Source organism: Phyllobacterium trifolii (assembly GCF_014192095.1).
Lineage (GTDB): Bacteria > Pseudomonadota > Alphaproteobacteria > Rhizobiales > Rhizobiaceae > Phyllobacterium > Phyllobacterium trifolii.
In genome coordinates, this window is the sequence record NZ_JACHXN010000015.1 from 107,619 (window position 1) to 120,899 (window position 13,281).

11 protein-coding genes are annotated in these 13,281 nt (G+C 54.1%); 4 read left to right on the forward strand and 7 right to left on the reverse strand.

Features of this window, described 5'->3' with window-relative positions; translation table 11 throughout:
• The first annotated feature begins 269 nt into the window (after positions 1–269).
• Positions 270–809 carry a dTDP-4-dehydrorhamnose 3,5-epimerase gene (rfbC, locus tag FHS21_RS20815; protein ID WP_112526203.1) on the forward strand — a complete coding sequence of 180 codons (540 nt, stop codon included), beginning with the start codon at positions 270–272 and terminating at the stop codon, positions 807–809.
• On the opposite strand, the gene FHS21_RS20820 is transcribed toward rfbC, so the two are convergent.
• The 5 genes from FHS21_RS20820 to FHS21_RS20840 all read right to left on the reverse strand — a co-directional run bounded on the left by FHS21_RS20820 (position 773) and on the right by FHS21_RS20840 (position 7,410).
• The gene (locus FHS21_RS20820; RefSeq protein WP_112526205.1) at positions 773–2,134 is read right to left on the reverse strand and encodes a DUF4910 domain-containing protein; all 1,362 of its coding nucleotides are present in this window, start codon (positions 2,132–2,134) and stop codon (positions 773–775) included. The two genes, rfbC and FHS21_RS20820, sit on opposite strands and share 37 nt — an antisense overlap.
• 27 nt (positions 2,135–2,161) lie before the next feature.
• The gene (locus FHS21_RS20825) at positions 2,162–3,232 is read right to left on the reverse strand and encodes an NAD-dependent epimerase/dehydratase family protein (RefSeq protein ID WP_112526207.1); all 1,071 of its coding nucleotides are present in this window, start codon (positions 3,230–3,232) and stop codon (positions 2,162–2,164) included.
• Positions 3,233–3,395: 163 nt separating this feature from the next.
• Positions 3,396–4,733, reverse strand: coding sequence for a glycoside hydrolase family 140 protein (locus FHS21_RS20830; protein WP_112526209.1), 1,338 nt, complete (start codon positions 4,731–4,733; stop codon positions 3,396–3,398).
• Positions 4,726–6,096 carry a glutamate-1-semialdehyde 2,1-aminomutase gene (locus FHS21_RS20835; protein ID WP_112526210.1) on the reverse strand — a complete coding sequence of 457 codons (1,371 nt, stop codon included), beginning with the start codon at positions 6,094–6,096 and terminating at the stop codon, positions 4,726–4,728. The genes FHS21_RS20830 and FHS21_RS20835 overlap by 8 nt, the downstream gene beginning before the upstream one ends.
• A 99-nt stretch (positions 6,097–6,195) precedes the next feature.
• A complete protein-coding gene (locus FHS21_RS20840) occupies positions 6,196–7,410 on the reverse strand; it encodes a glycosyltransferase family 4 protein (RefSeq protein ID WP_112526212.1) in 1,215 nt (404 codons plus the stop codon).
• A 308-nt stretch (positions 7,411–7,718) separates the two neighbouring features.
• On the opposite strand from FHS21_RS20840, the gene FHS21_RS20845 reads away from it, so the two are divergent.
• The gene (locus FHS21_RS20845) at positions 7,719–8,963 is read left to right on the forward strand and encodes a polysaccharide pyruvyl transferase family protein (RefSeq protein ID WP_112526214.1); all 1,245 of its coding nucleotides are present in this window, start codon (positions 7,719–7,721) and stop codon (positions 8,961–8,963) included.
• Here FHS21_RS20845 and FHS21_RS20850 read toward each other — a convergent pair.
• On the reverse strand, positions 8,932–9,945 hold the full coding sequence (locus FHS21_RS20850) for a glycosyltransferase family 2 protein (protein WP_112526216.1): 1,014 nt from the start codon (positions 9,943–9,945) through the stop codon (positions 8,932–8,934). The genes FHS21_RS20845 and FHS21_RS20850 overlap by 32 nt on opposite strands.
• 36 nt (positions 9,946–9,981) lie before the next feature.
• Positions 9,982–11,427: an oligosaccharide flippase family protein gene (locus FHS21_RS20855; protein ID WP_112526218.1), complete on the reverse strand. Its 1,446-nt coding sequence runs from the start codon at positions 11,425–11,427 to the stop codon at positions 9,982–9,984.
• Positions 11,428–11,863: 436 nt separating this feature from the next.
• Between FHS21_RS20855 and FHS21_RS20860 the strand changes: the two genes are divergently transcribed.
• Together FHS21_RS20860 and FHS21_RS20865 are read left to right on the forward strand one after the other, a co-directional pair.
• The gene (locus FHS21_RS20860; protein ID WP_112526220.1) at positions 11,864–12,160 is read left to right on the forward strand and encodes a hypothetical protein; all 297 of its coding nucleotides are present in this window, start codon (positions 11,864–11,866) and stop codon (positions 12,158–12,160) included.
• A 3-nt stretch (positions 12,161–12,163) separates the two neighbouring features.
• Positions 12,164–13,270 (forward strand): NAD(P)/FAD-dependent oxidoreductase, encoded by a 1,107-nt coding sequence (locus tag FHS21_RS20865; RefSeq protein WP_112526222.1) that lies wholly within the window; start codon positions 12,164–12,166, stop codon positions 13,268–13,270.
• The last annotated feature ends 11 nt before the right edge of the window (positions 13,271–13,281 follow it).

A 13,281-nucleotide genomic window follows, 5' to 3' on the forward strand; every position in this document is an offset into this window, starting at 1 on the left:
TCGGGACAAGCGGCATCCTCAGGCTATGAAGTTACGGCCTTCAACACGCGCGGGCGATATGACAATGCGATCAGTGGGCTCATCCGAACGGTGGAACGTCTCCATATGGTGTCCGTCAAACGGAGTGTGGCCCTTGCTGCTCCGCAAGCGTTCAATCCACGTGGCAGGAACATCGGCGATGGCTGGCCTACCTCTTATTGTGACTTTCGCGTGTACGCGGAGTTTGACAAAATTGGTGGTTCAGAAATGGTTGAAATGAGGCGAACAGAATGAGATTTACCGAGACAGAACTGAATGGTGCGTGGCTCGTCGAGACGGTTCCGATCTCGGATGCACGCGGATCATTCGCCCGAACGTTTTGCGTAGACGAGTTCAGAGAACATGGACTCGAAACAACATTTGTTCAGCACAGCATGTCGCATTCGGTAACCAAACATACTTTGCGAGGTATGCACTTTCAGACGGCACCGCACTCTGAGGTGAAGGTCGTTTCCTGCATAAGGGGCGCAATACTGGACGTGATCATCGATCTTCGTCCTCACTCGCCTCAGTACCGGCACTGGGCTGCCTACGAACTTTCCGACAGCAATTGCCGCCAGCTCTATATCCCGAAGGGATTCGCCCACGGTTTCCAGACGCTGCGCGACGACGCGACTGTCTCCTATCTCATATCGGAGTTTTACAATCCGCAGGCCTCGACCGGCGTTAGGTGGAACGATCGGGCATTTGCAATCGACTGGCCAGCGAAGCCAACCGTCCTATCTGACAAAGATCAAGCTTGGCCGCTGCTGGACGCCTCACCCGCCTGATCTTGTTCCGGCGCCTCGGCAAGCAGGCCGTTTGCGAGCAGCAACTGCGCGGCCCGGGCGATATCGCGGAAGGACATGTGCGATTTCTGTGCGATATCGAGCAGTGTGTGGTTGCCATCGGCCAGATTGAGGACCCAGAGATACCCCATGGCGGTTTCCCCGGCAGACTTGTCGCCGCCTAATGCAGAATAGAGACCACGCCTGCCAAGTTGAGGCTCGCCTTTCGGAAAAAGATTAATCGGGGTCCAGTTCATCTCCAATATATCGATCGCATCCATGATCATCCGATAGGACGAGCCCAAATGCTCTGGCGAGATGAAATCCAGGTTGTCAGCAGAGGTGTGATATTCTGGAAATGTTCCAAAGGCGCTCCGTTGGAACAGCCCAACCGGAAGATTGAATCCGGGCGAACAATATTGGCGTTCGTCGTAGCCATAAGGGCTGAAATCGCTAATCTTTCCCTGCCTGCCGTCCGCGTTCAGTACGTACTGCATTGCTTGATCTATGAGAGAATTGCCGCGGCGGCTCCGCTTGTAGTTGGGTCCGCCGCCATCGCCGACACAAGAAACGATCAGTCCATGGTCGATCCGTGGGATCTTGTCTTCATTGCCGGCAAGCCACGTGAGCGCACCGATCGTTCCGGGCGCGAAAAGGAAGCGATAATTGTAGCGTGTTTTGCGTGCACGTAACGCTTTGGCCAGACAGGCCAATAGTGCCAGGCCGGAACAATTATCATTGGCCAGGGATGGATGACAGATATGGGCGGAAAGCAGCACATCTCTTTCTGACTGACCCTTGTGGACATATTCGCCATAGGTCAAATGTCCGTCGCGCTTCTCGGAATCAATCAGAACTTCGTATTCGCCCTCCTCCAGTTGCAGGAGCTCATTGTGCGCCATACACAGGCCCCATTGCTCGCTGTAGTAAGACGTTCTGTAGGGAATAAGGTCTGGCTGTTCGGGCAAGGTATGGATATGGGATTTCAGTTCGCTGAGGGGCATCGTCTGTCGCACGGCCGCGCTGTATCCCAGTACGTGCAGGTTATTGTCAGCGAAGTCGAGAACCTTCCGGCCGGATGGGTCCTTGATATAAGCGTCGCGGGTATTCCACTCCTGCGGCACAGTCCAATCAAGCACCTGCGTCCCGGTCGGGACCTCGTATTGTGTCAGATCGATGTGCTGACCGAGAACTTGCAGTGTTTCACGCACGCCGTCCCCGGTTATGCTCCGGCAGATCGGAAAAAGCCGGGCGGCGAGCGCGTAGATGCGGATCCCCACATCAACCTCGACGTCGCCCGTCGCCCTGATCGTATCAAACGATACCATAAAGCTGTTCATGGCAGACACGGATGGTCATATGACAGCATCGGCCAAGGCCGGATGCCGAGATGACGACGGAATACGGCGTAGGCTCTGGTTCAACGTGCCCTCGTCCAGCGACTTCCGGATGTTGCTGATGCGTTGATAACGAGGCCCTTCAAATTCCTGGAGGGTCAATCCGGCACTCATGTAAGCTGCATGCAACTGTTCTGCACCGGCCTTTGCGTCCCAGACCGGTTTGAATGCTGGCAGAACCCGGGCAATTTTCTCGAAGCTTACACGGTAGGAACGCGTGTCGGGACCCGCATCATCTGCAAATTCAAGCCGGCAACCAGGCACGACCTGCGCCACGATCTCTGCAATTTCCCGAATGCGGTAATTATGCGCCGACTGACCGACGTTAAATGCTTCGTTGTGCACCTTGTCCTTTGGAGCTTCCATAGCGGCTAGGAAGGCGCGCGAAATATCTTCGATGTGGACGATCGGACGCCAGGGCGACCCGTCGGATTTCAGCAGGATGACACCTTCAGTGACCGCCCAGGCGACGAGATTATTCAGGACAATATCAAATCGCAGCATCGGAGACAGGCCATATGCGGTCGCAGGCCTCAAATAGACAGGTGTAAAGTTGTCGTCGGCGAGCTTTGCAATGTCCTTCTCGGCAAGCACTTTGGACGAGCCATATGCCGTAACGGGATTGAGCTGTCCGGTCTCGTCTATCATGCCCTCGCCCGACTTGCCGTAGTTGCTGCAGGACGAAGCAAAGAGAAACCGGGAAACGCCAGCCTTCTTTGCCGTTTCGGCAAACTTTACACTGCCACGATGGTTGATTTCATATGTGATATCCGGATTGAGGTTGCTCAGCGGATCATTGGACAATGCCGCGAGATGAATAATCGCGTCGAAGCCTTTGAGGTCGCTTACCGTCACGTCACGTACATCCTTGCAGACCGCGGGAATGTCGGCGATGGCGCCCCCTGGGGCGTAGGAACAACTGCGATAAAGCTCGGCGTCGTAGCCGTGAACTTCGTGGCCGGCTTTTATCAGGAAGGGCGCCATGACCGTTCCAATATAACCGCGATGCCCTGTCACAAGTACTTTCATTGTGTATCGTCCTTCTGCGCATAGATGTTTTTCTGGTAAACGGTACTTGCGGGCGGGCAGAACGGCGAGAGAGGAGTTCGGAGGATCATCGACGATGCGAACTACACTTTCGGCAAATGTGCTACGCCTTTTGTCCGATACGATCATCTGAACGCTAACGCGCTCAGTCGGTATCGGTGAGCAGAAGGAGCCAGTCTGAAAAACCCGCCGAATTTTGCGCCTGTGGGGACTCGAATGCGATGGTGTTAGCCTTGGAGTCACTTTTCGCGAGCGCTTCACTGAATTGCCCGGATGAAGGATCAAACCAGCGAGCGTGTTGCGTTGTTGGCGCTAGCGCTGATTTGTCGAGGGTGACGCTGCTCCTGTCGGACAGGTAGATCACTGCAAGGTTGCCCTTTGCCGAGCGACTGCCAATGACATATCCAGGAAGCGGTGGATCCGGCGCGACGAGAAGTTTCCCCTGCTCTGGATCGAGCGTCCACCAGGCAATGGCGTCGAAGAAGGTCTTGAGATGACTCATGCTTTGAGCACCGCGACTGGAAAGCGCCTTCTGCCAGGTTAACGGCCTTGGGAAAAGAGCCGGACCTGCAAAATGCCAGACCGGATTATTGCCAAACACCTGGCCGGCGGCTCCCGAAAGAATTGCGCCATACGCGATCTCTCGAATGCTTTGCTCGGTCGTGTTGTGCTCTCCTTCATACATACCCTCGATGAAAAAAAACGGGCGCGCTTGTCCCGAAAGATAACGTTTAAGAGTGGCAGTGCGGACATCGCCATAGGTGTAAACCGTATCGAGGCCGAGCCATTTTTCGTCCCAATTGTGAAGGACATCAGTGTCGCGTCCCGCATGCACCGTTTGGAGGGCTTCAGGATCTGTCTCCTTGATTCCCTGTGCAAGAGCATCCACCAAGGTTTTTGTGGGCGGGTCCCAATCGCCCCCCTGGACCCAGATAATATTATCGAAGTGGCGGTAGCGCTGGCCGAGATAACGCCCGTACGATCTGAGTGCATCCGCACCCGCATCGTGCATCTCCTGATACCAGCCTTCGTCACCGCCATTGGTTCCAAGGTACGCTGGTGTCAAAAGAACCAGAAATCCCCGTTCTCGAGCGCGCTCCAGAATCCAGTCCGCATCAGCAAAATAGGCCTCGTTCGGCTTTGTGAAGTTTCCGCCGGAAGCAAATGGAGCATGTTTATAGTAATTTTGCGGGGCATTTCGGCTGAAGCGATGCTCGATCAGAGACACCAATATCGTGTTAAAACCGCGACTCTGGCGATCGGCGAGATACCTGTCCGCGTCCTCGCGCGACAAATCTCCGATCAACGACCACACCGAGTCGCCTGTCAGGAGAAAGGGGCGACCTGATGTATCCTGGAGGTAGCGATGGTTTTCGGAGATCTGCAGGGGAAAAGCCGGCTGCTGTGCCTGGGCGACGAATGAGCAACACATCGCCGACACAAGAAATAGCCAGAAAAAGCTCTTTTCAACCCAGTCAGCCATTGCCTGCTAGTTCCAGCGCGCGTTCGGCGACCGGCGGTCTATTAAAGCGCCGGAATACGATTTGCGATGGCTTGCCTATGAGATAGTTGTCAACACCGTTCTCGAGAGCCTGCTTGTAGATACCAAGCGCGCCATCGACGGCGTCGACCGTGCGGGCGACGTCTTCATCGCTGTGCGTATAGCTGACTACCAGCGACGGCATAAGCACCCCGCGCTTGATGGTTTCCTGCAGGAACAACGTCCGGAATGCTTGAGACGGCGTCTTGCCTTGATCCAGCGTCGCATAGGCGAGGCAGCAGGATCGACCGGTGACCCGGAAATATTCATTAAGACCATGACGAACAACAACTTGATTTATGCCGGTACGCAGAGCCTCACCTTGATGGTACAGGTGTTCGATGACAGGTTCATCTTGATAGATGCGCATTGTAGCAATGGCTGCTGCCAAGGCATGTGTTTCCGCGCCGTGAGTTGTGGAAAGCAGGAATACGCGCGGACTACCCGTTTGTTCAAGTCCGCCAAGTTTCATGTATTCGCGTTTGCCAGCAAGCGCAGAGACTGAGAATCCGTTGCCTAGCGCTTTGCCGAAACAAGACAAATCAGGCTCGATGCGATAGAGCTGCTGGGCGCCACCTTTGTGCCAACGAAAACCTGTGATCATTTCGTCCAGAATAAACAAGGCTCCATTGCTGTGGCAAAGGTCACGCACTGCATGAAGGAAATTATTCTTCGGATCATCACCGCGCGACGGCTCAAGGATTAGCGCCGCGATTTTCCCCGGGAACCTGTTGAATAGCGCCCGTACGCTGTCGAGGTCATCATACTTAAAACTGACGGTAAGTTTCTGCACGGCATCAGGGATGCCTGCGTTCATCTCGGTGTCACCGATGAACCAGTCGTCTGTGGAAAAAAACGGGTGATCGCCGCAGCGTGCGATCATATCTCGTCCCGTCACCGCTCTTGCCAAACGGACCGCACCGGATGTTGCATCTGATCCATCTTTGCAAAACTTCACCATTTCCGCACCAGGGATGGTCTCGAGAAAGGTTTCTGCACACTGCACTTCTATGTCGGCGGGGCGGGTAAAATTGCAGCCGAGTTGCAACTGACGTGTGGCTGCCTCCAGGACGCGAGCGTATGCGTGGCCCAGCCCGACGGCACGGTTTCCCATTCCGTATTCTATGTACTCATTGCCATCGACATCCCACACGTGGCTACCGAAACCTTTGGCTATGAAGCCTGGCGATAGCTGCGGATATTGATCGTCGCCCTTGGCGTAAGTATGTGCCCCCCCGGGAATTACATGGTGGGCAAGTGCGCGGAGGCGGCTTGATTCCTCGAAATTGTTGATAAACTCTGTCATCTGCCTAACCTTGTCGACATCTTGGCCAGCACAGCTGGCAATAAAACGCTGAGCGAAACTATGGGGGTTTTAGGCCATATTTTCACTTCGGCAATTCAGTTACGAGAAAGAGCCAAAAGGCGTATAGGGGTACCGCTCTCTCATAACACGCAACCAGTTCTTGACCGGCCGTGGCACGTAAGTGCGCAAGCCGGAACGAAGCCCCCGCGGGAAAGCCCAGCTATTCAGATCAAGCGGAGCGGCTATAGCTGGCCTGGTAGCAACAACACGATCAATGACGTGGTAATATCGCCTGGCCATTCCTTCGAAAGTGAATGCATGTTCGGCTGCCTCTGTCGCCGCAAACGAAGCGCTGGCGAGTTTGGCTGGATCGACATTGAGCTTTGAGATTATCCGTGCTGCCTCAGCATAGTCACCGACCGGAAAAAGAAAGCCGCTTTTCTTATCGGCAACAATAGTATCCGTCACACCTTGTATATGCGAAACAATTGGCACGCACCCTGAAGCCATCGCTTCGATAAGGGTCATCGGGTAGCCCTCGAACCGGGACGGCATGATCAGAACATCGTGATCGAACAACAGCTGTGGAATACGATCCGGTTGAATTGCCCCTAGAAAGGTTACTCTGTCTTTGTGATGGGCCAGCTTTCTTCTCAGTTGCTCAAGGTCTGGCCCATTACCAGCAATCGTCAGATTCACCGATGCGGGCGAGTTATCCAGGATACCGGGTAGCCAGAATACACCCTTGGACGCGTCCTCAATACGGCCGAGAGAAAGCACTTTAAGGCCATGTGTGCCGCGAGAAACGCGTTTCAATGCCGTGAATGGTTCGATATCGATAGCGTTGGCGATTACAAACGTGCGTTCCTTATCAAATCTGTATTTCTCTATCAGATCGCGACGACAGCGCTCTGATACGCCAATCGTAGCGTGGACGTGATCCTTGACAGCTACAGCCGCTGCATAGGTCCCCGGAGTGATATTGTGAACGATCATGATGCGCATGACATCGGCAGGCAAATAGCGCGCGATGTTCATCTGGATGCGGTCAGTCAGAACGTTGACAAATACGCCATCGAATCCGCCATTCTGTACAGCAGAGGCGACCAATCTCGCCTGTTCCTGTTCATCTGCCGCTTCTGGCGCTTCCACCATGGTGCCGAAGGCCGCCTCCGATTGCCATTCTGGCAATAGAGGATCGCCGAACCCGAGCCAATGCACGTCTATCCCGTGCATTGCCAAACCTTTGCGCAATTGCTTGAACACGGTGTAGGTGCCACCGAGGTGCGGACGAACAAAGTACGCGAACTTCATGGGCATTGACCTCAAACTGTCCCGACGCCTGCCGCCGAAACCCAATTGAAATCATCATAGAGCCAGAAGCCTACAGAGCAGAATGCGCCGTGGAGGGTAATAGATGCAGCCTTTTGGAGGAGAACCCCAGTCGTTCGGTTGCTGCTGATATTCCAATGGCCATGTGTCGTTTGTCAGCAGATGGCAGCAAGATCAAGACAAACAAGCGGATCGGCTCGCGTCTGCGGGCGCGTCCGACAGCTTGAGTCGAGTCGTTGAAATGAAGCGTGTCCTGTAGCAGATCAAACAGGTCGATTGAGAGGCCTTGGATGAAAATCGCCTTGCTGGGTCAGTTCGGCAGCGGAAATACGGGTAATGACGGCTCACTTGAAGCCATGCTGGACTTTCTGCGTTCGTCAAAGGTCGACGCGGAGCTCGTCTGCATTTGTTCCAATCCGGAGGCCATTGCGAAAAAATACAATATTGAAGCAATAAGCATCCGCGTAATTGTCGCGAGAGGCCGCTGGTTCAATCGCATCAATCGAATACTCGGTGATATTCCCCGACAAGTAATCGGATTCTATACCATCCTCGCTCAACTCAATGGGCTGGATCTGATGATTATCCCAGGAACAGGGATACTGGACGATTTTCAGGAGACCGCATTTGGCTGGCCCTTCGTGATCCTCAGGTGGTGTTTAGCCGCCAGGCTGAACCGTATGCGCATTGCCTTCGTCAGCATCGGCGCCGGACCAATCAGACTGCCTCTGAGCCGCCTGTTCTTGAAAACCGGGGCGCGGATGGCACACTACCGTTCCTATCGCGATAAACTATCGCGAGATTTCATGAAGAGCATCGGTTTTGACGTTAGTCGCGATCCACTTAGCGCCGATCTCGCTTTTGGTCTTCCTGCCGCAGCGGAATCCAGTCGTGAGAACCCGACTGCAGTCTACGTTGGGGTGGGCGTAATGGCTTATTCCGGTTGGAAGAAAGCCGACGAAGACGGAGAGGCCATTTATCGCACGTATTTGGACAAAATTGCCGAATTCATTTCCTGGCTGCAGGAGCACGGACTGAACGTAAGATTGTTGACTGGAGATATCGTTGATCGTCGGGCCGTTGTCGACATCATGAAGATGTTTCCCCAAAATGAGGCCAATAGTGGCAGCAAGCATATTGTCGCGGAGGAGATGACCTCCCTGCACGACGTGATGGCGCAAATCGCGCATACCGATATCGTCGTTGCAACGCGCTACCACAATGTCGTCTGTGCGCTGCGAATGGGGCGCCCGGTGATCTCACTAGCCTACTCGTCAAAAAACGACGCGCTGCTTAGTGCAACCGGCCTTGAAGAATATTGCCACTACGTCGAAACATTCGATGTCGAAGTCTTGAAATCCCAAGTTGAGAAAATGCTGGCCGATCGTGCACGTCTTGTATTGGAAGTGAAAAAAGGCGTCGCCGGCTTCCGGGCGCAACTGGCCGAGCAAGAAGCCTCCATTCATGCAACTCTGTTTGAAATTGCAGAACAGCGGGGCGAAATCAGGGACGTGAGCCAGCTTCCCCAATCCTGAAACGTTTCGTTCCACGCGCCCACATGTCGACGAGGCGCTGGAGGCGACGCAGTGTATCGGGCCTTTGGAGCAGATATCCGACAGGTGGCAGAAGCGCTGTTACAGGACGCCAGCGGAAAGCTAGCTTCAACAGCTCACCCACACCCTTTTCTCCGCGAAGAAGATGCGAGATCGCCGACCAGTAGGCACGCTCCGCCAGGCCTCGGCGTGCGAGGCGATGCAGATATTTGGCGTCGGGCATTTCGCCACCCTCGTGGGCGAAGAAGCATTCGGCCGCATCGGCAGTGTGCAAAATATGCAATATCTGACGCGCCCACAAATCGCTGGAACGATTTGTGCCGTGCGTGCGAATGCCCGCCTGGATGCAATCGAGCTCGGCTACAATGCCGTGTAGCGCCAAGCGCAGCCATACGTCGTAGTCGTCGCTGTGCGGAAGTTCCGTGCGATAGTAACCCGTGCGTTTTTGCACGCTGGTCCTGATGACAATCGACGGTCCGGGTATCTGGAAAACCCCTAACCGACAGAAGCGCTCGATGAAAGAACGGCTGCTATCCAGCCGATACGGTGGTTGTGTCTGCTGCCCCGCTATGCTGGGAATCGGGGAGTCGCCCTGGATGTCCACATCCCGACCATAGGTATAAGCAATATCGGGATTTTCTTCCATGATGGTGACGGCACGGTTGAGCGCGCCCGGTACCAAAAAATCATCGGAACACAATATCAGGAAATAATCCGATTCCGCCCAATCGATCCCCTCGTTGAACGACGCGTGCGGGCCGAGATTTGTTTCGTGCAGCCGCAACTCGACCCTCGGATCCATCGCTGCAAGCTCTCGCGCCACTTCCGGGCTGTCGTCAGTCGAGGCGTTGTCGACGATCAGGACGCGCAGTTTCTCGACATCCTGCGACAGCACACTGCCAACGCATGCCCGCAAATAGCGACCGTAATTATAGTTTGGTATGACGACGTCAACGGACTTCACAGCATGCCCTCCAAGCTTTTAGGAATCTCGCGTTAGTCATTCGGCTGGTACTCCCTGCTTGCTCGGCAGAAGCCGAGGCACAAGCAGGCCGACGATTCGGATAAGCTCTTCGAGGAATGGGTGCTTGACTATGACCAGAGCCGCCACCCACCCGATTGCCGAAAATAGGCCGGCAACAAGTGCCTGTAGAATGGAGAGATCGAACGCAAAGCCATGCGCGGCAAGAACACCGAGCGGTCCCAAAATCCCCCCGAGGGTTACTACCGCACTTTTGGCGAGTATAGCGAACAACTCCTGCCAGTGGAACGGCGCATGCCGGCGAACATAGATGAGCGAAATAAGCATTTGGAACGGCAGAACGATGAATTGACTTAACACGAGCGCATACAATCCAAAGAAGCTCGCGGTACAGATGACAATTATCGACATGCCTCGTCCGATAAAATTTGCTCGAAACGCTTCCCGGTTCGCACCGAGAGCAACCAATACCGGGAACGTCAGTATGTTAGGAAACCAGAAGATGGCCGCGACTGACAGGATTTGCACAAGCGGAACTGCAGCATCCCAAGCCTGCCCGAGCGCAATATGCACTATCGGATGGGCAAGAATAGCAACGACGAGAACTGCGGGCCAATAGAGCGCTGTAATATAGCTGATGATTTTCAGATAGGCGTCCTTGACGCTTCGTTGCGCTCTGGCTTCGGCTGCAAATGCCGGAAACGCGACCGAAAAGATCGCGGACAGCAATATCTTGTCGGGGAGTCCGCAGACAACATTCGCGCGGTTAAAGAGGCCGACGGCAGTCAACGGCATGATACGCCCCAACACCAGCTGGGGCAGTGCCTCATATGTCCTGTCAAGAACTGTCGAAGCACCCTTGTAGCCACCGAAAACGAAGAACTCGTGCCAGCCTTTCAGTCGAGGATTGAACATCCAGAAGATCGGCCGGGCATGGAATCCAAGAGCCATCCTGACCAATGCAGATGCCAGTGTTCCCCAGGCAAAACTCATAAAGCCAAAGCCGAACCATGCAAACGCGATGGTTACCAAGGCGTTGACAATGCTACCTAATGCGTTGATGCGTGTGAGGTTGCCAAACTCCATGTCCCGGCGCAGCAGTGCAGCGATGGTACTGACTGGTGCATCGATCACACCGGAAATTGCCAGAATACAGACGAATCCGCTAAGGCCCGCTGCGGAATAAAAACCCGCGAACCAGTGGGCCAGGAGAATAAGAAACGAGCCGATCGCAACCGAAAAGCCGAATATAAGAGTAAAGCCAGTGCGAACATCTTCTTCCGAAACATCTTCGCGTTGAATGAGATATTCCGATGTCACGAACTCTCGGAAATTAAACGCAATGGTTCCTATCCCCAGGCCGATGACCGCAAGCCCGATCTCCGTGCTGTCCAATAGACGGGACAGAACGGCAATCATCGATATGCTGACAATCACCTGCGAATATTGTTCCAAGGCCGCCATAAAATATGCCCGGCGAACATTCCCCACCTAGATACCCCCGCGTGTATTGGTCAAACGTCTATCCAGCCAACGCCTGATGAGTGCAAAAAACTTCGGTTTGAACTATTATTCAAACACACAGAATCGCACAGAACGTCGATCACATTGCGACGATAACTGCTCCCGTCATTTCACTTAAGCTGACCAATGAGATGAACAGTAACATAGCCATTTGACGTAATCACAAAGGGCAACCAAACATACTTGAATCAATCCGAGGTAGCCCGGTTCATCCTGACATCGCTCAAATGTGGAGCGCACCCAACATACTCGTTGTTGAACAAGCACATATGATCCGCTTTTGGATGTGCCCCATGTCTCTGAAGCCAATTGTCAATTTTGCTTGTAAGCGTCTTTAGTTAGACGGCTGTACTGACTGCATCGGACCAGAGAACCCATGATTGAAGACGAACAAATCCGGATTGAACTCATGGCCACACAATTCTGGCTACGCGCTCTGTTCATGCATATGGCCACAGGAACGCCCCCGACTTCCATCTCCGTCCAGGAGTATCTGACCGAACTCAAGAATTCGGCGCCCCAGGACTATGGCAGCAGCCTTTCCCCTGCGGATTGGGACAAAGAACATCTCTTGCACTATCCTTGTTATGAGCGGGTCGGGCTTCAGATTATCGAAACCCTTCAAAGCCTTGAAAGGAAGCTCGCACCTTTTGCCGTGCATGGAGGGCACTGACAATTGGAACGTGTGGAGTGCCTCATAGCGGGCGGAGGTGTTATCGGGCTGGCGATCGCTCGTGCGTTTGCGCGTCGCGGTATCGAGACTCTGATTGTCGAAGAGGCCGAAACAATCGGAACGGGCACGAGTTCGCGCAACTCCGAGGTTATCCACGCCGGCATCTATTATCCGCAAAACAGCCTGAAAAGCAGGTTATGCATCGAGGGTCGAAATGCCCTTTATGCCTTTGCGGAAAGGCACGGAGTTCCGCATTCGCGCTGCGGCAAGCTGATTGTGGCCACAAACGACGTTCAAATCCCAATATTGAGTACCATAGCGATAGGAGCGGAAGCGTGCGGTGTTTCTGATCTCCAGCATTTGTCGGAGCTGGAAGCGTGCAGACGCGAGCCAGATCTTACGTGTACCGCAGCTTTGTTTTCGCCCTCGACGGGTATCATAGACAGCCACAGCTTGATGTTGGCACTGCTCGGTGACGCTCAAGACCACGGCGCGGCGATTTCATTTCGGACCGCCATAGTTTCCGCTGAAACAAACACCGATGGTTTGCGAATAGAGACAATCGAAGCCTCCAATGGACGCACGTTTGAGCTCCAGGCATCCATGTTCATCAATGCGTGCGGTCTCCAGGCACCGGCCATCGCTTCATCCATTGCCGGATTACCGCGACAGTTCATACCTGACAGGCGATTTGCCAAGGGCAACTATTTTTCAGCGACAGGCAAGACGCCGTTCACGCACCTGATCTATCCAGTCCCGGAAGAAGGGGGTTTAGGCGTTCACCTCACGCTTGACCTGGACGGCCGGATGCGGTTCGGCCCCGACGTCGAATGGGTGGAATCGATCGAATACAGTGTCGATCCTAAACGGGCAGACCGTTTCTACGACGAAATCCGTAAATACTGGCCCAATCTCACCGACGGTTCATTGCAGCCCGCTTATAGCGGCATCAGGCCAAAGTTGACCATCGGAGGCGAATCCATAACGGATTTCATAATCGAGGGCCCTGCCACGCACGGCGTCAAAGGTCTTGTGAACCTCTTTGGAATTGAAAGTCCAGGGCTCACATCCTGCCTTGCCATCGCAAACCATGTATCGAACATGGTGTGACGCAACTCCTG